Genomic DNA, 23,692 nt, shown 5'->3' with positions numbered 1-23,692 from the left:
CCTTGTTCCTTCTACCGAATCTGGTAGGCGCGAGAGGACTCGAACCTCCGACCCCCACCATGTCAAGGTGGTGCTCTAACCAGCTGAGCTACGCGCCTGCGAAAGCCGCTTAGTATAGCAGGCTTCGCGCTAGCGCCGACGCGCCGTCCGCACGCCGGCGATGCGCGCCACCTGCGCCAGCACCTGCGCCAGCCGCGTCGCGTCGCCGACCTCGACGGTGAAGGTCATCCAGGCGGTGCCGCCGCGCGCGTCCTTGACCGATTGGGTCTTCACGCCGGTCACGTTGACCTTCTCCTTGGCGAAGACCTCGGTGATGTCGCGCAGCAGGCCCTGCCGGTCGTTCGCCTCGACGGTCACGTCGACCGGGTACACCGCCGCGCCCTCGCCCTTGCGTTCGCCCCAGGCCACGGCGATGACGCGCTCGGGCGCGCGCGCGGCCATCTGGCGGAAGTTGACGCAGTCGGCGCGGTGGATCGCCACGCCCTTGCCGCGCGTGACGTAGCCGCCGATCGCGTCCGGCGGCGCCGGGCGGCAGCAGCGCGCCAGGCTGGTCAGCAGCGACTCGACGCCCACCACCAGCACGCCGCCCTGCGGCGCGCGCCCGGGCGCCTTGAGGTGCTTGGCGACGATGGCCTCGTCCTCGCTCGGCGCCGGCCCGGCCGGCCGCAGCAGGCTCTCGATGTTGCGCAGCGAGAACTCGTCCTTGCCCACCACCTCGAACAGCGCGTCGGCGTTGCGAAAACCCAGCCGCGCCGCCAGGTCGTCGAGCTTGACCGCGGTGCGGCCCTCGCGCTGCAGCAGCTTCTCCACCGCCTCGCGGCCGCGCGCGATGGTGTCGCGCTGCGCCAGCGCGTTGAACCACGCGCGCACCTTGGTCTTGCCGCGCGAGCTTTGCAGGTAGCCGAGTTCGGCGTTGAGCCAGTCGAGCGAGGGGCCGCCCTCCTTCGCCGCGTTGATCTCCACCGTCTGCCCGCTTCGCAGCGGCGTGTTCAGCGGCACCATCTGGCCGTCGACGCGCGCGCCGCGGCAGCGGTGGCCGAGGTCGGTGTGCAGCGCGTAGGCGAAGTCCACCGGCGTCGCGCCGGCCGGCAGCTCCACCACCGCCGCCTGCGGCGTGAAGACGTAGATGCGGTCGTCGAACACGCCGGCGCCGGCCGACCCGCCCTGCTGCTCGCCGCTGCTGCGCTCGACGAAGTCGCGCTCCCAGGCGAGCAACTGGCGCAGCACGGCCTTGCGCGCTTCGGCCACCTGGGCGTCGAAGTCGCTGCCGGCGCTGACGCCGGCGTAGCCCTTGACGCCGGCCTCCTTGTAGGCCCAGTGCGCCGCCACGCCGTGCTCGGCGTGCTCGTGCATCGCGCGCGTGCGGATCTGGATCTCCACCGGCCGACCCTCGGCGTCGAGCACCACGGTGTGCAGCGACTGGTAGCCGTTCGGCTTGGGCCGCGCGATGTAGTCGTCGAACTCGCCGGGCACTGGCGCCCAGGCCTCGTGCACGCGCGCCAGCACGGCGTAGCAGGCCGGCACGTCGGCGACGATCACGCGCATCGCGCGCACGTCGAACACGCGCGCGAAGTCCAGGCCCTTGCCGCGCATCTTCTTCCAGATGCTGTAGAGGTGCTTGGGCCGGCCCTGCACCTCGGCCTTCAGGCCGGCGCGGGCGAGCAGCCCGCCCAGTTCGACGCGGAAGGCCTCGACGCCCTGCTCGCGCTCGACGCGCTTCTCGTCGAGCAGCCGCGCCACCTCGTGGTAGCGGGCCGGCTCGAGGAAGCGGAACGACAGGTCTTCCAGCTCCCACTTGACCTGCCAGATGCCGAGCCGGCTGGCCAGCGGCGCGAACACCTGCATCGACTCCTCGGCCAGCGCGCGCGGGCACTCGCGCCGCGCGGCGGCGTACCAGCGCAGCGTCTGCAGCCGCGAGGCCAGGCGCAGCAGCACCACGCGCAGGTCGCGCGAAAAGGCCAGCAGCATCTTGCGCACGCGCTCGGCCTGGCCGGCGCGCTGCGCGTCGCCGAGCTGCGCCTCGCGCGCGGCGCGCTGGATCTGCACCAGCCGCCGCGTGTGGCTGACCAGGCTCGCGTACGAGGCGCCGAAGGCCTTCTCGACCACCTCCTCGGGCTTCTGCACGAAGTCGCCGGCGTAGACGAGGTAGGCGGCGGCGCGCATCGAGGGCGCCGCGCCTATGGCCTGCAGGATCGCGGCCACGCCGTCGGCGTGCGCGCGCGCGTCTTCGCCGGTGCCGAGCGTGCGGCCGGTCAGCAGCGGCTCGGCGAAGGCGCGGGCGCGCTCCAGCGGGGCCAGCTCGGCTTCGGCGTCGGCGACAGCGCCGGCCACGTCCGCGAGCTGGACGATGGGGGCGGCTTGCTCGTGCGTGTCCGGCAGGCCCGTCCTCATGGCGCGAGCAGGAACTCGCGCACCGCGGCGATCTGCCCGGGCGCGATCAGCGTCGGCGCATGGCCGACGCCCTCGAACTCCACCAGCGTCGCGCGCGGGCCGCGCTGCGTCATCGCCTGCGCGGTGTCGCGCGAGAGCAGGTCGCTGTCGGCGCCGCGCAGCAGCAGCGTCGGGCAGCGCAGCGCGTCGTAGGCGGCCCACAGCGCCGCCTCGCCGGCGCGCGCGGCCTCGGGCGTGATGGCGCGCAGCGCCACGGCGATGGCCGGGTCGTAGTGCAGCTCGAAACCGTCGGCGCAGGGCTTGAGCATCGGCCGCGTCAGCGCCAGCCACTGCTCGCGCGTGTGCGGCCCGAAGCTGGCCGAGATGCTCCACAGGTAGTCGGCCGCCGCCTCGACGCTGGGCCAGCGCCCCGGCGCGCCGACGTAGGCGCCGATGCGCTGCAAGGCCGCCGCCTCGATCACCGGGCCGACGTCGTTGAGCACGAGCTTGCCCACCGGCGAGCCGGGCAAGGCGGCCAGGCCCAGCCCGATCAGGCCGCCCATCGAAGTGCCGACCCAGTGCAGCTCGCGCGCGTCCAGCCGCGCCAGCAGCGTCACCATGTCGCTCACGTAGGCGGGAATCTGGTAGCCGGCCGGATCGGCCAGCCAGTCGGAACGGCCGCGGCCGACCACGTCGGGGCAGACGACGCGGTAGCGGTCGCTCATCGCCTGCGCGAAGACGTCGAAGTCGCGGCCCTGGCGCGCCAGGCCGTGCGCGCAGACGAGCACGCGCGGGTTGGCGGCGTCGCCCCATTCCGCGTAGGCCATGCGGTGCAGTCCGCGCGCGCCCAGGCATTGCACGCTGTGAAGGCGGGGTTGCGTCATGTCCGTTTCAGTTCCGGTTCAGTTCGGTCTCCATAATCCATGCTAAGTCAATCGTCGGAGAACCCTCATGCTCAAAGGAAAAACCGCCCTCGTCACCGGCTCCACCAGCGGCATCGGCCTGGGCATCGCGAAGCGGCTCGCCGCGCAGGGCGCCAACGTGGTGCTCAACGGCTTCGGCGACGCCGAGGCGCCCCAGGCCGAGGTGGCCGCGGCCGGCCGGGCGCACGGCGTCCGCGTCGGCTACCACGGCGCCGACATGAGCAAGCCGGCCGAGATCGAGGCGATGATGGCCTACGCGGCCAAGGAATTCGGCGGCGTCGACGTGCTGGTCAACAACGCCGGCATCCAGCACGTGGCCAACGTCGAGGACTTTCCGGCCGAGCGCTGGGACGCGATCATCGCCATCAACCTCAGCTCGGCCTTCCACGCGATGCGCCTGGCCATCCCGGCGATGCGCGCGAGGAACTGGGGCCGCATCGTCAACATCGCCTCGGCGCACGGCCTGGTGGCCTCGGCGGGCAAGTCGGCCTACGTGGCGGCCAAGCACGGCATCGTCGGGCTGACCAAGGCCAGCGCGCTCGAACTCGCCACCACCGGCGTGACCGTCAACGCGATCTGCCCCGGCTGGGTGCTGACGCCGCTGGTGCAGAAGCAGGTCGACGCGCGCGCCGCGAAGGACGGCGTCGACGACGAAGAAGCCAAGCGCCGCCTGCTCGGCGAGAAGCAGCCCTCGCTGCAGTTCACCACGCCCGAGCAGTTGGGCGACCTGGCGGTGTTCCTGTGCTCGGCGGGCGCGGACAACGTGCGCGGCCAGGCCTGGGCCGTGGACGGCGGCTGGACCGCGCAGTGAGGTCGGCGCCGCCGCCGGCTACTTCGTCAACTGCACGCTGCCGTTGACGCTGACCGCGAGCTGCGCCTTGCCGGCCTCCACCGGCAGCGCCTCGTCGGCCACCACCGACGACATCGCCTTGGCGCGCAGCATCGGCATCGGCACGAAGCCCGGCGCCTCGGTTTCGCCGACGTTGACCTCGCGGATCACGAACGACGAGTAGCCGAACTGCCGGGCGTACTCGGCCGCCTTGGCGCGATAGCGCGCGATGGCCTGCGCGGCGAGTTCGCTCTCGACCTTCTCGCGCAGCTCGCGCGACACGCCCTGGCTGACGCGCGCCACGCTCATCGTCGTGATGCGGCCGGTCAGCGCGCCGATGCCGCCGATGTCCTTGCCCTCGATCACCAGTTCGGCCGAGCCCTGCCAGCCGGCCAGCCCGCCCTTGGCGGCGTAGCGCGGGTAGAGCGAGAAGTTGCCGGTCTGCACGTCGATCTGGCCCGGCTTGGCGGCCTTGCGCGCCTCTGCCAGCGCGGCGTCGAGCGCCTGCTTGAGCTGGCTCTGCACGGTGGCGGCGTCCTGCCCTTCCTTGCTGGTGCTGAGCACGACGTTGAGCAGGTCCTTGGTGACCTCGACGGTGGCGCTCGCCGAGAGCGAGACCACGCCCTGCGGCTGCTCGGCCTGGGCGTGGGCGGTCAGCGCGGCGGTGGCGGCGGCCAGCATGGCGGCGATGGGGCGGCTTCGCATGTCTGTGTTTTCCTCGTCAAAGTGGACAGGCAGGGCTTATACGCGCTGGCGCCGCCAACGGGGTGACGATGGCGCCCCGGCCCGCGCAGGGGCAAGATTTGTAACATATGGTCAGGCGCTCCGATTGCCCCGGCAAAGCCCCGCAGAATCCCGCCTGTTACAAGTTCGGAGTCCCCGATGCCCGCCAATCCCAACCAGCGCCCCGACCGCATCGTCGTCGTCGACGACGACGCGCGCATCCGCGACCTGCTGCGCCGCTACCTGACGCAGGAAGGCTTCGAGGTGCTGCTCGCCGAGGACGCCAAGGCGCTGAACCGCGTGCTGACGCGCGAGACCGTCGACCTGATCGTGCTCGACCTGATGCTGCCCGGCGAGGACGGCCTGTCGATCTGCCGCCGCCTGCGCGCCGCCAACGACGTGACGCCCATCATCATGCTGACCGCCAAGGTGGAAGACGTCGACCGCATCGTCGGCCTGGAGGTGGGCGCCGACGACTACCTGCCCAAGCCCTTCAACCCGCGCGAGCTGCTGGCGCGCATCCACGCCGTGCTGCGCCGCCGCCCGACGCTGGAGGCGCCCGGCGCGCCGGCCAAGGAGCCGCAGACGGTGAGCTTCGGCCCCTTCGAGTTCGACCTCGCGCTGCGCCGGCTGACCAAGGACGGCGAGCAGATCGCGCTGACCACCGGCGAGTTCTCGATGCTCAAGGCGCTGGTGCGGCACCCGCGCCAGCCGCTGAGCCGCGACAAGCTCGCGCAACTGGCGCGCGGCCGCGAGTTCGAGCCCTTCGACCGCAGCCTGGACGTGCAGATCTCGCGCCTGCGCAAGATGATCGAGCCCGACCCGGCCCAGCCGCGCTACATCCAGACGGTGTGGGGCGTGGGCTACGTCTTCGTGCCGGACGGCACCTCGTGACGCTGCGGCGTCGCGCCGGCAGCACGGCCCCGCGCGTCGGGGCCTTTTTTGCGCCGACACTCGCGCACTGACCCTCCACACACGCTCCCGCCCCGCCCCGGATGGCCCGCACCAAGCTCGCCTTCAGCCTGTTCTGGCGCACCTTCTTCCTGCTCGCGCTGCTGCTGGTGGGGGGCGTGTTCGCGTGGATGCAGACCTTCAAGGCGCTGGAGTTCGAGCCGCGCGCGGTGCAGGCGGCGCAGCAGATCGCCGCGCTGGTGAACCTGGCGCGCACCGCGCTGCAGGCCAGCGACACGATCAACCGCGTCGCGCTGGTCAAGACCATGGCCAAGCAGGAGTCGGTGCGCCTCGCGCCGCGCGAGCCGGGCGACAAGTGGGAGCCCTACGAGGTGGACCGCTTCTCGCGCGCCATCGGTGCCGAACTGCGCGCCCAGCTCGGCCCCGACACGGTGGTGGCCGGCTCGGTGAACAAGCAGCCGGGCCTGTGGGTGGGCTTCACGATCGACAAGGACCCGTACTGGCTGCAGGCCGACTCCTCGCGCGTCAGCACGCTCACCTTGGGCACGCTGCTGCTGTGGGGCGGCGTCGCGCTGATCGCCTCGGTGTTCGGCTCGGCGCTGATCGCCCGCGCGATCAACCGGCCGCTGCAGGACCTGTCGTTCGCCGCCAGCCGCATCCGCGAGGGCGAGTTCGACTCGGTGCTCGACGAGAACACGATGACCAGCGAGATCCGCCAGGTCAACATGGGCTTCAACCGCATGGCGCGCGAGCTGGCCAAGGTGGAGGAAGACCGCGCGGTGATGCTCGCCGGCATCAGCCACGACCTGCGCACGCCGCTGGCGCGGCTGCGCCTGGAAGCCGAGATGAGCGTCAACGACGACGAGGCCAAGCGCAACATGGCCTCCGACATCGACCAGCTCGACGCCATCATCGACAAGTTCATGGACTACGCGCGGCCGGGCGACGTGAAGCTGGTGCCGGTGCACCTGTCGAGCCTGGTCGACCGCGAGATGGCGGCCTTCCGCGACACCAGCCAGATCCGCATCACCGCGCGCGTGGCGATCGACACCAAGGTGCTGGCCGACGAAACCGAACTCGGCCGCGTGCTGCAGAACCTGTTCGAGAACGCGCGCCGCTACGGCCGCAGCAACGACACCGGCATCGCCAAGGTACTGGTGAGCTACGCGCGCACCGGGCCCTGGGTGATCCTGAGCGTGCGCGACCACGGCCCGGGCGTCGACCCGGCCAAGCTGCAGCAGTTGTCGACGCCCTTCTTCCGCGGCGACGCGGCGCGCACCGCGGCCACCGGCGCCGGCCTGGGCCTGGCCATCGTCGAGAAGGCGATGCAGCGCATGGGCGGCGCCTTCGAGGTGGCCAACGCGCCGGACGGCGGCCTCGTCTGCCACCTGCGCCTGAAAAAAGCGCCCTGAACCGGGCTCGCCGGGTTCGCTGCGGGGTCAGGCCGGCACGACGGGCCGGCGCAGGGTGTAGAGCAGGCACACCGCGCGGGCCTCGATGCCCAGGCCCTCGCCCACCGGGCCCAGCCTCTCGGCCGTCTTGGCCTTCACGCTGACCTGCTCGACCTTGATGGCCAGCGCCTGCGCGATGCGCTGGCGCATCGCCAGGATGTGCGGCGCCATCTTGGGCGCCTGCGCGACGATGGTGCTGTCGACGTTGGCCACGTGCCAGCCGGCCTGCAAGGCGCGCCGGCCCGCCTCGGCCAGCAGCGCCAGCGAATCGGCGCCGCGGAAGCGCTCGTCGGTGTCGGGGAAGTGGTATCCGATGTCGCCCAGCGCCAGCGCGCCGAAGACCGCGTCGGTGATCGCGTGGCACAGCGCGTCGGCGTCGGAGTGGCCGTCCAGCCCGTGCGTGTGCGGGATGGTCACGCCGCCGAGCACCAGCGGGCGGCCTTCGACGAGGCGGTGGCTGTCCCAGCCTTGGCCGATGCGGATGTTGGGCAGGTTCATGCGGATTCCTCCTGGCGTTCGGCGAGCAGGCGTTCGGCGAGCGTGAAGTCGGACGGCCAGGTGACCTTCAGGTTGGCGGCGTCGCCTTCCACCAGCAGCGGGCGCAGGCCCAGCGCCTCGATCGCGCTGGCCTCGTCGGTCACCGCGCTGCCGGCCCGCGCGAGCGCGTCGCGCAGCAGGCCGATGCGGAACATCTGCGGCGTCTGCGCCGCCCACTTGTCGGCGCGCGGCAGCGTCTCGGCCACGCGCCCGCCCTCGGCGCGCTTGAGCGTGTCGGCCAGCGGCAGCGCGAGCAGGCCGCCGACGGCGTCGGCGAGGCAGGCGTCGATCAGCCGTTCCACCCAGGCCGGGCGCAGCAGGCAGCGCGCGGCGTCGTGCACCAGCACCCAGTCGTCGCGGCGCGCGCCGCGCGCGAGCAGTTCGTCGAGGCCGCCGGCCACGCTGTCGGCGCGCGTCGCGCCGCCGCGCTTGCAGAGCCAGCCGCGTTCGCCCTCGAAGCCGGGCAGCAGCGCCTCGAAGCGGTCGTCGTCGCCGGCCAGCACCACCAGCGTCGCCGCGATGCGCGGCACACGAGCCAGCGCCGCGAGCGTGTGCGCCACCATCGCCTGACCGGCGATCCGCACGTACTGCTTGGGGCCGTCGGCGCCGGCGCGCGCACCGACGCCGGCACAGGGCAGCAAGGCGTAGCAGCGGGGCTGCGAATCGACGTTCGCAGGAGTGTTCGTGGGGGCGTTCATGCGCGGCGGGCGAAGGGCCCGGATTGTATGATCCGCCCCCCGATGCAAGTCCCCGTCATCGCGCCCGGCAAGCGCTTCACCCTGCCCCGCCCGCTCGGCTCGGCCGACGCGCTGCTGCTGGCCCGCTTCGCGCAGCGGCAGGCCGAACGCAAGACGCCGCTGGCGATCGTCACCGCCGAGCCGGCCGACACGCAGCGCCTCGAAGGCGAACTGGCCTTCTTCGCGCCGCAACTGCGCATCGCCGTGTTCCCCGACTGGGAGACGCTGCCCTACGACACCTTCAGCCCGCACCAGGACCTGATCTCCGAGCGGCTGGCCACGCTGTGGCGCATCCGCCAGCGGGATGTCGACGTGGTGCTGCTGCCCGCCTCGACCGCGCTGGTGCGGCTCGCGCCGCCGAGCTTCCTGGCCGCCTACACCTTCCACTTCAAGCAGAAGCAGAAGCTCGACGAAGCGGCGCTGAAGAGCCAGCTCACGCTGGCCGGCTACACCCACGTCAGCCAGGTGGTGTCGCCGGGTGAGTACGCGGTGCGCGGCGGCCTGATCGACCTGTTCCCCATGGGCTCGCCGGTGCCCTACCGCGTCGACCTGTTCGGCGACGAGGTCGACTCGATACGCACCTTCGACCCCGACTCGCAGCGCAGCCTCTACCCGGTGCCCGAGGTGCGGCTGCTGCCGGGCCGCGAGTTCCCGATGGACGAGGCGGCGCGCACCGCCTTCCGCGCGCGCTGGCGCGAGAAGGTCGAGGGCGATCCGACCAAGGTGCGCCTGTACAAGGACATCGCCGCCGGCATCGCCACCGCGGGCATCGAGTACTACCTGCCGCTGTTCTTCGACGCGACGGCGACGATCTTCGACTACCTCGGCGACACGGCGGCGCTGGCGCTGCACGGCGAGGTCGACGAGGCGCTGAACCGCTTCTGGACCGACACGCGCGAGCGCCACCGCTTCCTGCGGCACGACAAGGAAAAGCCCATCCTGGCGCCGGAGGAGATCTTCCTGCGCAGCGAGGAGTTCTTCGCGCGTGCCAACGTGCATGCGACGCTGGCGCTGCGCGGCCGCGAGCCGGTCAAGGGCCACGAAGTGAGCTCTGCCGAGGTCACGTGGGCGCGGCCGCTGCCCGACCTGAGCGTCGACCGCGGCGCGCCCGAGCCGCTGAAGAAGCTGCAGCAGCACGTGGCGGGCACCGCGCACCGCGTGCTGATCCTCGCCGAGAGCGAGGGCCGGCGCGAGAGCCTGCTCGAGCTGCTGCGCGACAACAAGATCGAGCCGCCCAGCGTCGCCTCGCTGGCCGAATTCGAAGCCGGCGCGGAACACTTCGCGATCGGCGTCGCGCCGCTGGCCGAAGGCTTCTTCTGGCACGAACCGGCCGAGGGCCGCACGATCCAGTTCGTCACCGAGACCGAACTCTTCGCCACCGCGCCGAGCGCGCGGCGCAAGCGGCGGCAGGAGCAGGTCAGCGACGTCAACGCGCTGATCAAGGATCTCTCCGAGCTGAACGTCGGCGACCCGGTGGTGCACGTCAACCACGGCATCGGGCGCTACATCGGGCTGATCAACATCGACCTAGGCGACGGGCCGAGCGAATTCCTGCACCTCGAATACGCCGACAAGGCCACGCTCTACGTGCCGGTGGCGCAGCTTCACCTGATCGCGCGCTACACCGGCGTCAGCGCCGAGGAAGCGCCGCTGCACCGGCTCGGCTCCGGCCAGTGGGAGAAGGCCCGACGCAAGGCCGCCCAGCAGGTGCGCGACACCGCGGCCGAGCTGCTGAACCTCTACGCGCGCCGCGCGGCGCGCGAGGGCTTCGCGTTCCGCTTCCAGCCGCACGACTACGAGGCCTTCGCGGCGAGCTTCGGCTTCGACGAGACGCCCGACCAGCAGGCCGCGATCCACGCCGTGATCCAGGACATGGTCAGCCCCAGGCCGATGGACCGCCTGGTGTGCGGCGACGTCGGCTTCGGCAAGACCGAGGTCGCGCTGCGCGCCGCCTTCGTCGCGGTGACCGGCGGCCGCCAGGTGGCCATCCTCGCGCCGACCACGCTGCTGGCCGAGCAGCACTACCAGAACATCGCCGACCGCTTCGGCAAGTGGCCGGTGAAGGTGGCCGAGCTGTCGCGCTTCCGCTCGGCCAAGGAAGTGAAGGCGGCGATGGAAGGCATCGCCGACGGCAGCATCGACATCGTGGTCGGCACGCACAAGCTGCTGTCGGCCGACGTGAAGTTCAAGCGCCTGGGCCTGCTGGTCATCGACGAGGAGCACCGCTTCGGCGTGCGCCACAAGGAGGCGATCAAGGCGCTGCGCGCCGACGTGGACGTGCTCACGCTGACCGCCACGCCGATCCCGCGCACGCTGGGCATGGCGCTGGAAGGCCTGCGCGACCTCAGCGTGATCGCCACCGCGCCGCAGCGCCGCCTGGCGATCAAGACCTTCGTGCGCAACGAGGGCAGCGGCACGATCCGCGAGGCGGTGCTGCGCGAGCTCAAGCGCGGCGGGCAGGTCTACTTCCTGCACAACGAGGTGGAGACCATCGCCGCGCGGCGCGACAAGCTGGCCGAGCTGCTGCCCGAGGCGCGCATCGCCATCGCGCACGGCCAGATGCCCGAACGCGAGCTGGAGCGCGTGATGCGCGACTTCGTCGCGCAGCGCCACAACCTGCTGCTGTGCTCGACCATCATCGAGACCGGCATCGACGTGCCGAGCGCCAACACCATCGTGATCAGCCGCGCCGACAAGTTCGGCCTGGCGCAACTGCACCAGTTGCGCGGGCGCGTCGGCCGCTCGCACCACCAGGCCTACGCCTACCTGCTGGTGCCCGACGTGGAGGGCCTCACCAAGCAGGCGGCGCAGCGGCTCGAAGCGATCCAGCAGATGGAGGAACTCGGCAGCGGCTTCTACCTCGCGATGCACGACCTGGAGATCCGCGGCGCGGGCGAGGTGCTGGGCGAGAACCAGAGCGGCAACATGATGGAAGTCGGCTTCCAGCTCTACAACGACATGCTCGCCGAGGCGGTGCGCTCGCTGAAGGCGGGCCGCGAGCCCGACCTGCTGAGCCCACTCGCGGCCGCCACCGAGATCAACCTGCACGCCCCCGCGCTGCTGCCCGACGCCTACTGCGGCGACGTGCACGTGCGCCTGAGCCTGTACAAGCGCCTGGCCACCGCCGAGCGCGCCGAGCAGATCGACGCGATGCTCGAGGAGATCACCGACCGCTTCGGCAAGCTGCCGCCGCAGGGCCAGACGCTGTTCGACGTGCACCGCCTGCGCGTGCTGGCCAAGCCCTACGGCGTGCTCAAGATCGACGCCGCGCCGCAACTGACGGTGATCGGCTTCCGCCCCAACCCGCCGGTGGACGCGCTGAAGATCATCGAGCTGGTGCAGAAGAACCGCCACGTCAAGCTGGCCGGCAACGACAAGCTGCGCATCGAGCGCGCCATGCCCGAGCCGAAAGACCGCGCGCAACTGATCCGCGACGTGCTGCGTTCGCTCGGCGCGCCGAAGGTGGCGGCCTGACACGACGAGCCGCCGTGCTCCGGTGCTACGATGCCCACCATGATCGACTGGTCGACCTGCCCCGCCGTCGAAAGCGACCCCGAGCGCGTCAGCGGTGCCTGGGTCTTTCGGGGCACGCGCGTGCCCGTGGCCGCCTTGTTCGAGAACCTGGAAGACGGCGCATCCGTCCACGACTTCATCGAATGGTTCCCGGGCGTCGGCGCGGAGCAGGTTCGCACGGTCCTGGAGCACGCCGCGAAGAGCGCCCTGGCGCCCGCCTGAGTGAAGGTGTTCTTCGACCAGGGCACACCCGCCCCGCTGCGCCGCTCGCTGGCGGGCCACGAGGTCGAAACCGCCCATGAGCGCGGGTGGTCGCAACTGAAGAACGGCGCCCTCATCGCCGCCACCGAGCAGGCCGGTTTCGAGGTCTTCGTCAGCACCGACCAGAACCTCAGGTACCAGCAGAACCTCGCGGGCAGGAAGATCGCCATCGTCGTCATCCTCACGACGAGCTGGCCGCGCATCCTGGCCGACCTGCCACCCGTCGTGGCGGCCATCGATTCGGCGTCTCCGGGTTCGTACGTCGAAGTCCCCGTGGCTGCGGCACCCCGCTCGTAGAATCGCGGCCCTTCGTCCCTTGCCCGCTCCATGTCCAGCACCGAACACGCCCCCGGCCTCTTCATCCGCGGCTTCGCACCGCCGCTGCGCCTGGCGGACTTCAGGCTGGTGGCCTTCGACATGGACTCGACGCTGATCAACATCGAGTGCGTCGACGAGATCGCCGAGGCCGCCGGCCGCAAGGCCGAGGTGTCCGAGATCACCGAGGCGGCGATGCGCGGCGAGATCGCCGACTACAAGGACAGCCTGCGCCGCCGCGTCGCGCTGCTGGCCGGCGTGCCGGTGGCGGCGCTGGAGAAGGTCTGGAGCGACAAGCTGCGCCTGAACCCGGGCGTGCAGGGCTTCGTGCAGGCCTGCCGGGCGGCCGGGCTGAAGACGCTGCTGGTCTCGGGCGGCTTCACCTTCTTCAGCGAGCGCATCCGCCACCAGCTCGGGCTCGACTTCGCACGCGCCAACACGCTGGGCATCGCCAACGGCCGGCTCACCGGCACGCTGTTCGACCGGCCCTGGGGCGACATCGTCGACGGCGCCGAGAAGAAGCGCGTGCTGCTCGAGGTGGCCGAGCTGATGGGCATCGCGCCTTCGCAGACCATCGCCGTGGGCGACGGCGCGAACGACCTGCCGATGATGGGCGCCGCCGGCCTGTCGATCGCCTACCGCCCCAAGCCCGCTGTGCGCGAGCGGGCGATGATCTCGATCACGAGCGGCGGCATGGACCGCGCGCTCGAAGTGCTGTCAGCGTGAGCGCTCCCGCACGGCCGCTCCGAAGGGAGCGCGCTCCTCCCTCGGGGAGGTGGTCACGCAGTGACCGGAGGGCGGTCCAGTGAGCCGCGCAGCCTGACCGCGGGGAAATCCACCGGCACCGCGAAGGCCACGTTCACGTAGTTCGTGAACAGGTTCAGCGCCACGTGGGCGAGGATCTCGACGATGCCCTCGTCGTCGAAACCAACGTCGCGCAGCCGCTGCACGTCGGCGTCGCCGACCTGAGCGCGCGCGTCGACGAGCTTCAGCGCGAAGCGCAGCGCCGCCTGCGTGCGCGCGTCGGCCGCCTCGCCGGCCTGCGCGGCGGCCATCTCCTCGGCGCTCGCGCCGGCCTTGCGGCCCAGCACCGTGTGCGCGGCCAGGCAGTACTCGCAGGCGTTGCGGTCGGCCACCGCCACGGCGATCTGCTCGCCGAGCTTCGCGCCCAGCGTGCCGGCGCCCAGCGCGCCGAACGAGCCCCACATGCTGCGCAGCGCCGCCGGCGAGTTGGCGACGGCGCGGAACATGTTGGGCGTGGCGCCGAAGGCGGCGTGGATGTCGTCGAGCAGCGCCTGGCGGTCGGCGCTGGTGGCGGTACGGTCGATCAGGGGGACGCGGTTCATGGCAGCTCCTGGGTTGGTGACGAGAGGCGACCAGTGTGGCCAAGATGTCCGTATGATTGGCTGCATTCGGTCCATTGAATATTGCAGATCGTCCATGACCTCGGCTTCCGGCGTCGACCGGCTCTCCGCGCTGCTCGAACGCTTCCGCGTGCGCGCCCACCTGTTCCACGCCGGGCCGCTGTGCGGCGTCACGCACTTCGACGCCCGTCCGGGCCGCGCCTTCCTGCACGTGCTGCGGCGCGGCGAGATGGCGGTGACGCACCGCGCCCGCAGCGGCGCGCCACGCCGGCTGGTGCTCAACGAGCCGACGCTGCTGTTCTACCCGCGCCCGCTGGCGCACGACTTCCACAACGCGCCGGCCGAGGGCAGCGACTTCGTCTGCGCCACGCTCGACTTCGACGGCGGCGCGCAGCACCCGCTGGTGCGCGCGCTGCCGGCGCTGCTGGCGCTGCCGATCGCCGAGGTCGAGGGCATCGCGCAGACGCTGGCGCTGCTGTTCGCCGAGACCGAGCGCGTGCGCTGCGGGCAGCGCCTGCTGGCCGACCGGCTGTTCGAGGTGCTGCTGCTGCAGATGCTGCGCTGGCTGCTCGACCACCCCGAGCGCGGCGGCGTCAGCGCCGGGCTGCTGACGGGCCTGGCGGACGCCAGGCTGGCGCGGGCGCTGACCGCGCTGCACGAGCGCCCCGACGCGCCCTGGTCGCTGGAGGCGATGGCGCGCGAGGCGGGCATGTCGCGCAGCGCCTTCGCGGCGGCGTTCAAGGCCGCGCTCGGCTGCGCGCCGGGCGACTACCTGCTGCGCTGGCGCATGTCGCTCGCGCAGACGCTGCTGCGCGAGGGCGCGTCGGTGAAGACCGCGAGCACCGCGCTGGGCTACGCCAGCCCGGCGGCGTTCTCGCGCGCGTTCACGCAGGTCGTCGGCCGCTCGCCGCGAGCCTGGCTCCAGAACGCCTGAGCGCGGGCTCGACCTCATGCCGCGCGGGCCGCGCGGCGCTAGCATGCGGCGCCATCGCCCACGACCCCACGAGGAAACCCTCCATGAGCACCCCCACCAAGTTCCTGCTCGACGAAAGCAAGCTGCCGAAGCACTGGTACAACATCGCCGCCGACCTGCCGGCGGCCGCGCCGGCGGTGCTGCACCCGGGCACGATGCAGCCGGTCGGCCCCGACGACCTGGCGCCGCTATTCCCGATGGCGCTGATCGCGCAAGAGGTCAGCACCGAGCGCGAGATCGAGATCCCCGAGCCGGTGCGCGAGGTGTTCCGCCTCTGGCGCCCCGCCCCGCTGATCCGCGCGCACCGGCTCGAGAAGGCGCTGGGCACGCCGGCCAAGATCTACTACAAGTACGAAGGCGTCTCGCCGGCCGGCTCGCACAAGCCCAACACCGCGGTGCCGCAGGCCTGGTACAACGCCCAGGCCGGCATCAGGAAGATCGCCACCGAAACCGGCGCCGGCCAGTGGGGTTCGTCGCTGGCCTTCGCGGGCGCGCTGTTCGGCATCGACGTCAAGGTGTTCCAGGTGCGCGTGTCCTACGACCAGAAGCCCTACCGCCGCGCGCTGATGGAGACCTACGGCGCGCGCTGCATCGCCAGCCCGTCGAACGAAACCAACGCCGGCCGCGCCATCCTGGCCGCCAACCCCGAGCACCCCGGCTCGCTGGGCATCGCGATCTCCGAGGCGGTGGAAGTGGCGGCGACCAACGACGACACCAAGTACGCGCTGGGCTCGGTGCTCAACCACGTGCTGATGCACCAGAGCATCATCGGGCTGGAGGCGATCCAGCAGTTCGAGATGGCCGGCGACGATCCCGACGTGGTGATCGGCTGCACCGGCGGCGGCAGCAACTTCGCCGGCCTGGCCTTCCCCTTCCTCGGCCTGCAACTGCGCGGCGGGGCCAAGGCCAAGAAGCGCCGCATCGTCGCGGTGGAGCCGGCCGCCTGCCCGAGCCTGACGCGCGGCAAGTACGCCTACGACTTCGGCGACACCGCGCACCTGACGCCGCTGACCAAGATGCACACGCTGGGCAGCACCTTCACGCCGCCGGGCTTCCACGCCGGCGGCCTGCGCTACCACGGCATGGCGCCGATGGTGTCGCACCTGAAGGAGCTGGGCCTGATCGAGGCCGTGGCCTACCACCAGACCGCCTGCTTCGAGGCCGGCGTGGCCTTCGCGCGCAGCGAGGGCATCGTGCCGGCGCCCGAGGCCAACCACGCGGTGCGCGCGGCGATCGACGAGGCGCTGCGCTGCAAGCGCGAGGGCCGCTCCGAGGTGATCGTCTTCAACCTCAGCGGGCACGGCCACTTCGACATGGCGGCCTACAGCAACTACGCGGCCGGCAAGCTGGTCGACCAGCCCTACGACGAGAAGGAGCTGGCGATGGCGCTCGCCGGCCTGCCCGCGGTGCCCGCCTGAAACCTCAGGGTGCCGCCGCGCCCAGCAGCGCGAGCAGGTGCGCGTCGAGCTGGGCGAGCATCTGCGCGTCGGTGCCGAACAGGGCCAGGTGGCCGTCGATCGAGGCCAGCGGGCGGAACTCGCTGTTCGGGATCAACTGCTGCTCGGCCTGGCAGTCGGCCGGCGGGAAGAACATGTCGTGGCTGATCGGCATCACGAAGGTGCGCGCCTTGATGCGCCCCAGCGCGGCGGCCAGGTCGCCGCCGGTGTGGCGGCTGACGTCGCCGCGCTGCCACTTCCAGGCCATCGCGTTCAGGTTGTTCGGGTCCATCGGCGCGAAGTAGCCGGTCATGAAGTTGTCGACGAAGGCTTCCATCGAGTCGAAGCCCAGCGCGTGGTGGCGCTTGGCGCGGAAGAACTCGGTGCTCCAGCCCATCACCGTCCACAGCTTGGCCTGGCGCTTCAGGCCGGCGGCCACGTCGGCCGAATTCTTGTAGGCGCCGCCGGCGAAGGCGGGGTCGCTGGTGATCGCCTCGATCAGCGTCTGCGCGTACATGAAGTCGTGCTCGGTGTTGCGCGCGGTGCCGGCGATCGCCGCGGCGCGACGCACCATGTCGGGGTAGCGCACCGCCCACTCGTAGGTCTGCTGCGCGCCCATCGAGCCGCCCACCACCAGCGCCAGCCGCTCAATGCCGAAGTGCTGCGTCAGCAGGCGGTGCTGCGCGCGCACGTCGTCGCCGATGCGCACCTGCGGGAAGCGCGCCCCGGCGAGCGCGCCCTCGGCGTTGCTCGGCGAGGTCGACAACCCGCTGCCGATCTGGTTGACGACGATGATGAAGTACTTCGTCGGGTCCAGCGCGCGGCCGCGGCCGATGTAGACCTGCTCCATGATCTTGCTGGTGCCCGAGTACCAGGTCGGCACCAGGATGGCGTTGTCCTTGGCCGCGTTGAGCGTGCCGTGGGTCGCCACCGCGAGCCGGCAGTCGGGAATGCTGCCGCCGTCTTCCAGCTCGAGCGCGCCGATGCCGATCATCTCGAACGGGCCGTGCGCTTCCTGGGTGTAGTAGCCGCTCATGTCTGTCTCCTTGTGTCGATCGTGTTGTCGATTCGTCGTTGCGCCGCGGCGGGCTCAGCCCGCCGACATGCCGCCGTCCACGCTGTAGCGTCCGCCGGTGCAGAAGACGCTCTCGTCGCTGGCCAGGAAGAGCGCGGTCCGGGCGACCTCTTCGGACAGGCCGTAGCGACCGGCCGGGATCATGGTCTCGAACTGGGCCTTCACCGCCGCGGCGGCGCCGGGCGCCGCGCCTTCCTCGATGGAGCGCATCATGCGCGTCTCGATCGGCGACGGGTGGATGGTGTTGATGCGCACGCCGCTGTTGCCGGCTTCCAGCACCGCCGAACGCATCAGCCCGACCACCCCGTGCTTGCTCGCCACGTAGGCCGACAGCCCTGCGAAGCCCTTCAGGCCGGCGATGGACGAGGTGATGACGATGCTTCCGCCGCCCTGCTTCTGCATCACCGGCATGGCGTGCTTGAGCGACAGGAAGACGCCGCGCAGATTCACCGCCAGCACGCGGTCGAAGGCCTCGACCGGGTAGTCCACCAGCGGCTTGATCGTGCCTTCGGTGCCCGCGTTGGCAAACACCACGTCCAGCCGGCCGTGGCGCTGCACCGCGGTGGCGACCATGTGGCGCACCTGGTCTTCCTGACTGACGTCGCATGCCACGTGGCTGGCGGCATCGCTGCCGACTTCCGCCACCGCGGCCTTGAGCGCCTTCTCGTCGAGATCGGCCAGCACCACCTTGGCGCCTTCGGCCACGAACAGCTTGGCCGTCGCCAGGCCGATGCCGCCCGCGCCGCCCGTGATCAGGGCGATTTTGTTATCGAGTCTTTTCATGCTTGTCTCCTCCTTCGTCGCCGGCCGCGCGATGGCGGCCGGCCCTGTGGTTGGGGTTGGACCTCAGCGCGCCGTGTAGCCGCCGTCGATCACCAGTTCCGCGCCGGTCACCCAGCGCGCCTGGTCGGAGGCGAGGTAGACCACGCCCCAGGCGATGTCGTCCGGCGAGCCGGTGCCGCCCAGCGGATGCATCGCGTCGAGCGCCTTGCGCGCGTCGGCCTCCTGCAGGCCCGCGTCGCGCGCGTAGCGCTTGACCATCGCGGTGAAGATGAAGCCCGGGTGCACCGAGTTCACGCGGATGCGGTCGGCGGCGTAGGTCAGCGCGTCGTTCTTCGACATCGTGCGCACCGCGCCCTTTGCGGCGTGGTACGGCGGCACGTCGCCGCCGCCGACCAGGCCGTAGATCGACGAGATGTTGACGATGGAGCCGCCGCCGGCGGCGCGCAGCGGCGCGATCGCGTGCTTGGTGCACAGGAACACGCCGGTCACGTTGACCGCCATCACGCGCTCCCAGTCGGCGAGCGGCAGTTCGTGCGTGGGCTTGTTGACCCCTTCGATGCCGGCGTTGTTGACCAGCACGTGCAGCGCGCCGAAGCGCTCGACCACGCCTTGCACGGCCGCGCGCACCTCGTCCTCGCGGGTGACGTCGGCCCGCACGAAACTGGTGCGGATGCCGCGCGCCTCGAGCTGCGCGGCCACCTCGCGGCCGCGCTCGTCGAGATCGAGCAGCGCCACGGCCGCGCCCTCCTCGCCCAGGCGCAGCGCGATCGCTTCACCCAATCCGTTGGCGCCGCCGGTGACGAGCGCAACCTTTCCTTCCAGTCGTTTCATGACCTGTTCTCCGAGAGTGACAAAACTGGAATATTGCGCCTCACGGCATCGTGAAGAATGACGTACCTCACGCCATCGTGAAGCCGGGGTAGCCGCTGGCGGCGAGTTCGTCGCATTGGCGGTGATAGTTGCCCACGCCGCCGATGTACGACAGCAGCCGCCGCGGCTTGCCGTCGACGTTCGAGCCCATGTACCAGGAGTCGGTCTTGACCACCAGCGTGGCCGCGGCGGTCTCGTCGTGGTGCTGCACCCAGCGGTCCTCGAACTCCTTGCTGGCCTCGACGACGCTCTTGCCCTGGCTGCGCGCGAAGGCGATGCAGTCGGTGATCCAGTCCACCTGCTGCTGCAGGCAAGTGGTCATGTTGCACAGCGCGGCCGAGGGCGCGAGCGGCGCGCCGGTGGTGAACAAGTTCGGGTAGCCGTGCACCTGCAGGCCCATCGCGGTGCGGATCTCCTGCTGCCACTGGTCCTTCAGCGAACGGCCGCCGCGGCCGCGGATGTCGATGCGCGACAGCGCGCCCGAGCCGGCGTCGAAGCCGACCGCCAGGACGATCACGTCGAACTCGTGCACCTTGCCGTCGGAGGTCTGGATGCCCTCGGGCACGATGCGCTCGATCGGCGTCTTGCGGCAGTCGATGGCTTCGACGTTGTCCTGCAGGTAGACCTCCAGGTACTTGTTCTCCAGCGGCACGCGGTGCGTGCCGAAGCCGTAGTCCTCGCGGCCGGGGATCAGCGTCTTGCACAGCTTCTCGTCGTTGCGCAGCCGCGCGCGCATCTTGCCGCGCACGAACTCCGACACGACCTCGCTGACCGACTCGTCGAAGAACATCTCCGGGAAGGTGGCCAGCCACATCGACAGCGAGCCGTCCTCCCAGAACTTCTCCAGCACCTGGGTGCGCTCGGCGTCGCCCAGTTCGGCCCAAGGGCGGTTCTCGAAGTCGTAGTGGAAGCCGGCGAAGGTCTGGCGCACGCGCTTCTTCAGATCGTGGAACTGGCTGCTCCAGCGGTCCCAGTCCTCCTTCGAGTATTTCGGGTTCTTCATCGGCACCACGTACTGCGGCGTGCGCGAGAAAACCTTCAGCGAGCCGACGATCGGCCCGATGGTCTGGATCACCTGGATGCCGGTGGCGCCGGTGCCGACCACGGCGACGCGCTTGCCCTTCAGATCGATGCCTTCCTTGGGCCACAGCCCGGTGTGCGTGATCGTGCCCTTGAAGCTGGACTGGCCGGGGAAGCGGTCGACCAGCGGCGCCGACAGCATGCCGCAGCAGGCCAGCAGGTACTGGGTGTCGATGCGCTCGCCGGCGTCGGTGGTCACGTCCCAGCGGCCGGTGTCGTCGCGGTAGTGCGCCGAGACGATGCGGGTGTTGAACTGGATGTCCTTCTTCAGGTCGAGCCGGTCGGCGACGAAGTTCAGCCAGGTCTCGGTCTCGGGCTGCGCCGGGAAACGCTCGCTGGGCTTCCAGGATTTGTACAGATCCTCCGAGAACCAGTACTGGTAGACCTCGGCCTGCGAATCGAAACGCGCGCCGGGGTAGCGGTTCCAGTACCAGGTGCCGCCGACGCCGGAGGCGGTGTCGTAGGCGCGCACCTTCAGGCCCATCTCGCGCATGCGGTGCAACTGGTACAGCCCGGCGATGCCGGCGCCGATCACCAGCGCGTCGAGTCGGGTGGGGGTTCCGTTCGCGGAACGTTGCGGCGGGGCCGCCGTGGCGGTGTTGGCAGATGCGGTCATGCTGTCTCCTGGAATGTCGTCGTGGCCTCGTGCTCGGGCCTGGCGCCAATGTCGGGGACGGCCTGCCGCGCCGTCTTGAACGGCCGCGTGCGGGTTTTGAAAATTGTGGTGCCGCGCGCGGGCGCGGGCGGCTCAGTTCGCGCGGTCGCGGCGCAGCGCGGCGGGCGTGGTGGCCAGGCGGGCGCGCATCACGCGCGTCAGGTGCGCCTGGTCGGCGAAGCCGCAGGCCGAGGCCACCGCCTTGACCGGCAGGCTGCCCTGCTGGAGCAGTTGCCGCGCGCGGTCGAGCCGGCGGTCGACGACGAAGTGGTGCGGCGTCGTGCCGAAGGTCTCGCGGAAGCGCTTGCCGAAGCTCCACACGCCCATGCCGACGACGCCGGCCAGTTCGTCCAGCGTCAGCGCCATCTCCAGCCGCGCGTCGATGTACTCGACCACGCGCCGCGCCGCCGCCGGCGGCAGCCGCCCGCGGCCGGACTGGTCGCGGAACTCGAACGAGGCGTAGTGGCGCAGCAGGTGCACCGCGAGCTGGGTGCCCAGCGCGTCGACGTAGAGCGCGCCGCCGACGCCTTCGTCGCCGCTCTCCTGCGCGATCGCGTCGACGATGTTGGTGACGATCGGGTCCTGCGTGCGCAGCAGGTCGTGCAGGCGCACCTCGGCGATGGGGCGGTCAAGCACGTCCGCGGCGACACGCGCGACCAGGTCGTCAGCCAGGTAGGTGTGGGTGACGTCGATCGGCTGCGTCCAGTGCCAGTGCGACATCTGGGAGCGTGTCAGCAGCGACACGTCGCCGGGGTGGCACTCGGTGCGCGTCCAGCGCCCCTCGAAGCGCCGCTCCATCAGCGTGCTGCCGCGCTGGTAGCGCACGATCATGTAGTCGGCCAGCGGCGGCACCTCGACATCCGAGCCCTGGTAGCGGTAGCCGCGCACGCCGACACCCTTCCAGCCGCGTGCATCGCTGCACAGCAGCAGTTCGCCGGGAACCCAGCGAGGCAGTTCGTCGGGACGGATCAGGCTTGCCACGGTCGCGCATGGTCTGCGTCTTGTCGTGTATCAACAACCAGGGGTTTTCTCCAACTAGCCATTCAGGCGACAGGGGCTTGCGCGCCTCAGCCGCCGACGTGGTCTTCACGGGCGCCGCTGCGCAGGACGATGCCCTCGTACTCGCAATGCCCGTGGCCGCGCTGGAAGGCGGTGTTGGCGATCAGCCAGACGGCGACGATGCGGGTCGGGTCCGGCCCGCCGATGGCCTTTCGGTAGTCGGCCAGAATCGGGCGCGATTCATCGAGCCACTGGCCCAGCTTCGCCGGATCGCTGCGCAGCACCCAATGGGTCTCGCGCTGGTCCCACCAGGGCAAGGGGCACTGGAAGATCGTGCCCTCCGGCAGGCCGCTGCTCCACATCCAGGTCAGGTCGAGGCCGTTGTCGAACTCGAGCGCGATCGACAGGTAGTCGTGGGTCGGCGCGGTGTGTTCGGGCAGCGCCGACGGCAGCCGTTGCACCAGCCAGCGCCAGTCGAGACGCGAGCCTTCGTCGAGCGCATGGTCGACCGGAAACTGCAGGATGCCGACATCGGCATGGGTCTGGCAGCACATCCGGCCGTTGTGCTGCTCGTGGGCGCGGAAGATGTTGCCGTCGCCGAGGCGCCAGAGGTAGTGCCAGCCCTGCGGCGCGCGCGCCGGAACGCGCCGTTGTTGCCGCAGCGAGGCAAACAGTTCCTCGTCCACCGAGGCGGCATGGTCCAGCGCGGCGTCCGGCTCCGCCGGCCAGCGCAGCACCGCGACGGTGAAACCGCCCTGCAGCGGTTTGCGGTCCAGGTCGGCTTCGAAGCGGCCGTCGCGGGAGGCGAATTCGCCCGGCGGCTTGGTGGTGAAGCGCAGCCGCCCACCCTCGCCGGCGTCCAGCCACGACCGCGCGGACGTCGTCTTGCGCAGCGGCGCGTCGCCGACGCGGTACCACAGCCCCACCTGCGGCCCGAAACCGACGTCCAGCCCCTTGGCCAGCCACACCATGCCTTCGGCGAGGATGGCGACCGCTTCGCCGGGCAACAGGTCGATGCCGCCGTCCAGCCAGTCGCCGCCGGCCGGCACCTGGATCCAGTGCGCCTGCACACCGCGCGCCTGGAGCGCAGCGAACACCTTCCCCATGCGCGTGCGAAGGTCCGGCGCGCTCGCCGGCCTGGGTGAGAACAGGCGATGCCGCAAGCGCGCGGCCATGAAGCGCAAGGTGGTCGGAACGGCGGAGGGGGCGTTGCGTACGGGCATGGCTGTGTCAGGAAGAGGCAGGTTCCGGATGGCTTCCGGGCGGGCCGCGAACCGGGCGAGCCGCGGTCGCGCATGCTCTGCGTCTTGCCGTGTGTCAACAACCACGGGCTTCCTCTAGCTAGCCATTCAAGCGGAGGCGGCTCGCGCGCTCATCACCACGATGCCGTCCTCGTCGGCATACAGCCAGTCGCCGCTGCGCACCCACACGCCCTGGATGCGCACCGGCACGCCGGTCTGGCCCGGCGCCTTGCGCTCGGTGGGCATCGGCAGCAGCGCCAGCGCGCGGACGCCCACGTCGGCGGCGGCCAGTTCGGCCTTGTCGCGCGCCGCGCCGTCGATCAGCACGCCGGCCCAGCCGTTTTTCGCGGCGGCGGCGGCGATGTTGCCGCCGATCAGCGCGCGGCGCAGCGAGCCGCCGCCGTCGACCACCAGCACGCGGCCCTGGCCGGGCGACTCCAGCGCCGCCTTCACCGGCGAGTTGTCCTCGAAGCACTGCACGGTCAGCACCGGACCGCTGAACTTCGCGCGGCCGCCGTAGCTCGCGAACACCGGCGGCAGCACGCGGAAGGCGCCGTCGCCCGCGGCGAACGCGGCCTTGTGCGCGTCGCACAGGTCGCAGGTGGAGAAGTCGGTCGGGGTGGTGCTCATGCGTGGGTCGCTTTC

Annotated in this window: 22 protein-coding genes and 1 tRNA gene; 9 read left to right on the top strand and 14 right to left on the bottom strand. The window is 71.1% G+C overall.

The window, feature by feature from the left end; all coding sequences use genetic code 11:
• Nucleotides 1-21 precede the first annotated feature (21 nt).
• From QM792_RS10585 to QM792_RS10575, 3 genes are all read right to left on the bottom strand, one after another.
• Nucleotides 22-98 (bottom strand) — tRNA-Val (locus QM792_RS10585).
• A gap of 31 nt (nt 99-129) precedes the next feature.
• Nucleotides 130-2,391, bottom strand: coding sequence for a RelA/SpoT family protein (locus QM792_RS10580; protein WP_415149803.1), 2,262 nt, complete (start codon nt 2,389-2,391; stop codon nt 130-132).
• Nucleotides 2,388-3,254, bottom strand: a complete 867-nt coding sequence (locus QM792_RS10575; RefSeq protein WP_415149801.1) for an alpha/beta fold hydrolase — start codon at nt 3,252-3,254, stop codon at nt 2,388-2,390. The genes QM792_RS10580 and QM792_RS10575 overlap by 4 nt, the downstream gene beginning before the upstream one ends.
• Nucleotides 3,255-3,321: 67 nt before the next feature.
• On the opposite strand from QM792_RS10575, the gene QM792_RS10570 reads away from it, so the two are divergent.
• On the top strand, nt 3,322-4,104 hold the full coding sequence (locus QM792_RS10570) for a 3-hydroxybutyrate dehydrogenase (RefSeq protein WP_415149799.1): 783 nt from the start codon (nt 3,322-3,324) through the stop codon (nt 4,102-4,104).
• 18 nt (nt 4,105-4,122) lie between these two features.
• On the opposite strand, the gene QM792_RS10565 is transcribed toward QM792_RS10570, so the two are convergent.
• On the bottom strand, nt 4,123-4,827 hold the full coding sequence (locus QM792_RS10565; RefSeq protein ID WP_415149797.1) for an SIMPL domain-containing protein: 705 nt from the start codon (nt 4,825-4,827) through the stop codon (nt 4,123-4,125).
• Between the two features lie 177 nt (nt 4,828-5,004).
• On the opposite strand from QM792_RS10565, the gene ompR reads away from it, so the two are divergent.
• On the top strand, nt 5,005-5,739 hold the full coding sequence (gene ompR / locus QM792_RS10560) for a two-component system response regulator OmpR (RefSeq protein ID WP_415149795.1): 735 nt from the start codon (nt 5,005-5,007) through the stop codon (nt 5,737-5,739).
• 101 nt (nt 5,740-5,840) lie between these two features.
• Nucleotides 5,841-7,169 (top strand): ATP-binding protein, encoded by a 1,329-nt coding sequence (locus QM792_RS10555; RefSeq protein WP_415149793.1) that lies wholly within the window; start codon nt 5,841-5,843, stop codon nt 7,167-7,169.
• A 27-nt stretch (nt 7,170-7,196) separates the two neighbouring features.
• Here QM792_RS10555 and ispF read toward each other — a convergent pair whose 3' ends face one another.
• Nucleotides 7,197-7,706: a 2-C-methyl-D-erythritol 2,4-cyclodiphosphate synthase gene (gene ispF, locus QM792_RS10550; protein ID WP_415149791.1), complete on the bottom strand. Its 510-nt coding sequence runs from the start codon at nt 7,704-7,706 to the stop codon at nt 7,197-7,199.
• The gene (gene ispD / locus QM792_RS10545; RefSeq protein WP_415149790.1) at nt 7,703-8,443 is read right to left on the bottom strand and encodes a 2-C-methyl-D-erythritol 4-phosphate cytidylyltransferase; all 741 of its coding nucleotides are present in this window, start codon (nt 8,441-8,443) and stop codon (nt 7,703-7,705) included. Before ispD ends, ispF begins: the two co-directional genes overlap by 4 nt.
• A 42-nt stretch (nt 8,444-8,485) precedes the next feature.
• Between ispD and mfd the strand changes: the two genes are divergently transcribed.
• Genes mfd through serB form a run of 4 tightly spaced genes read left to right on the top strand, consistent with a single transcriptional unit; the run spans nt 8,486 to nt 13,297 of the window.
• A complete protein-coding gene (gene mfd, locus QM792_RS10540) occupies nt 8,486-11,956 on the top strand; it encodes a transcription-repair coupling factor (protein WP_415149789.1) in 3,471 nt (1,156 codons plus the stop codon).
• 39 nt (nt 11,957-11,995) lie between these two features.
• Nucleotides 11,996-12,217: a DUF433 domain-containing protein gene (locus QM792_RS10535; RefSeq protein ID WP_415149787.1), complete on the top strand. Its 222-nt coding sequence runs from the start codon at nt 11,996-11,998 to the stop codon at nt 12,215-12,217.
• Nucleotides 12,218-12,223: 6 nt separating this feature from the next.
• Nucleotides 12,224-12,553: a hypothetical protein gene (locus QM792_RS10530; RefSeq protein ID WP_415149785.1), complete on the top strand. Its 330-nt coding sequence runs from the start codon at nt 12,224-12,226 to the stop codon at nt 12,551-12,553.
• Nucleotides 12,554-12,583: 30 nt separating this feature from the next.
• Nucleotides 12,584-13,297, top strand: a complete 714-nt coding sequence (serB, locus tag QM792_RS10525) for a phosphoserine phosphatase SerB (protein ID WP_415149784.1) — start codon at nt 12,584-12,586, stop codon at nt 13,295-13,297.
• Between the two features lie 53 nt (nt 13,298-13,350).
• On the opposite strand, the gene QM792_RS10520 is transcribed toward serB, so the two are convergent.
• The gene (locus QM792_RS10520) at nt 13,351-13,917 is read right to left on the bottom strand and encodes a carboxymuconolactone decarboxylase family protein (RefSeq protein ID WP_415149782.1); all 567 of its coding nucleotides are present in this window, start codon (nt 13,915-13,917) and stop codon (nt 13,351-13,353) included.
• A gap of 94 nt (nt 13,918-14,011) precedes the next feature.
• Here QM792_RS10520 and QM792_RS10515 point away from each other — a divergent pair, with 94 nt between their 5' ends.
• Together QM792_RS10515 and QM792_RS10510 are read left to right on the top strand one after the other, a co-directional pair.
• Nucleotides 14,012-14,869: an AraC family transcriptional regulator gene (locus QM792_RS10515; protein ID WP_415149781.1), complete on the top strand. Its 858-nt coding sequence runs from the start codon at nt 14,012-14,014 to the stop codon at nt 14,867-14,869.
• A gap of 83 nt (nt 14,870-14,952) precedes the next feature.
• Complete coding sequence (locus tag QM792_RS10510; RefSeq protein ID WP_415149780.1) at nt 14,953-16,326, top strand: TrpB-like pyridoxal phosphate-dependent enzyme; 1,374 nt, start codon at nt 14,953-14,955, stop codon at nt 16,324-16,326.
• A gap of 4 nt (nt 16,327-16,330) precedes the next feature.
• On the opposite strand, the gene QM792_RS10505 is transcribed toward QM792_RS10510, so the two are convergent.
• The 7 genes from QM792_RS10505 to rraA all read right to left on the bottom strand — a co-directional run bounded on the left by QM792_RS10505 (nt 16,331) and on the right by rraA (nt 23,677).
• A complete protein-coding gene (locus tag QM792_RS10505; protein ID WP_415149778.1) occupies nt 16,331-17,380 on the bottom strand; it encodes an alpha/beta fold hydrolase in 1,050 nt (349 codons plus the stop codon).
• A gap of 54 nt (nt 17,381-17,434) precedes the next feature.
• Nucleotides 17,435-18,202 (bottom strand): SDR family NAD(P)-dependent oxidoreductase, encoded by a 768-nt coding sequence (locus QM792_RS10500; RefSeq protein ID WP_415149777.1) that lies wholly within the window; start codon nt 18,200-18,202, stop codon nt 17,435-17,437.
• A 63-nt stretch (nt 18,203-18,265) separates the two neighbouring features.
• Nucleotides 18,266-19,033 carry an SDR family NAD(P)-dependent oxidoreductase gene (locus QM792_RS10495; RefSeq protein WP_415149775.1) on the bottom strand — a complete coding sequence of 256 codons (768 nt, stop codon included), beginning with the start codon at nt 19,031-19,033 and terminating at the stop codon, nt 18,266-18,268.
• Nucleotides 19,034-19,100: 67 nt separating this feature from the next.
• The gene (locus QM792_RS10490) at nt 19,101-20,768 is read right to left on the bottom strand and encodes a flavin-containing monooxygenase (RefSeq protein ID WP_415149774.1); all 1,668 of its coding nucleotides are present in this window, start codon (nt 20,766-20,768) and stop codon (nt 19,101-19,103) included.
• A gap of 132 nt (nt 20,769-20,900) precedes the next feature.
• Nucleotides 20,901-21,788, bottom strand: coding sequence for a helix-turn-helix domain-containing protein (locus QM792_RS10485; RefSeq protein WP_415149773.1), 888 nt, complete (start codon nt 21,786-21,788; stop codon nt 20,901-20,903).
• A gap of 86 nt (nt 21,789-21,874) precedes the next feature.
• Nucleotides 21,875-23,029, bottom strand: a complete 1,155-nt coding sequence (locus QM792_RS10480) for a DUF3047 domain-containing protein (protein WP_415149771.1) — start codon at nt 23,027-23,029, stop codon at nt 21,875-21,877.
• A gap of 126 nt (nt 23,030-23,155) precedes the next feature.
• Nucleotides 23,156-23,677 carry a ribonuclease E activity regulator RraA gene (rraA, locus tag QM792_RS10475; RefSeq protein WP_415149769.1) on the bottom strand — a complete coding sequence of 174 codons (522 nt, stop codon included), beginning with the start codon at nt 23,675-23,677 and terminating at the stop codon, nt 23,156-23,158.
• Nucleotides 23,678-23,692: the final 15 nt, after the last annotated feature.

Source organism: Piscinibacter sp. (assembly GCF_047600445.1).
In the GTDB taxonomy this organism is placed as follows: Bacteria; Pseudomonadota; Gammaproteobacteria; order Burkholderiales; family Burkholderiaceae_C; genus Piscinibacter.
This window is presented reverse-complemented; position numbering and strand designations above follow the sequence as displayed.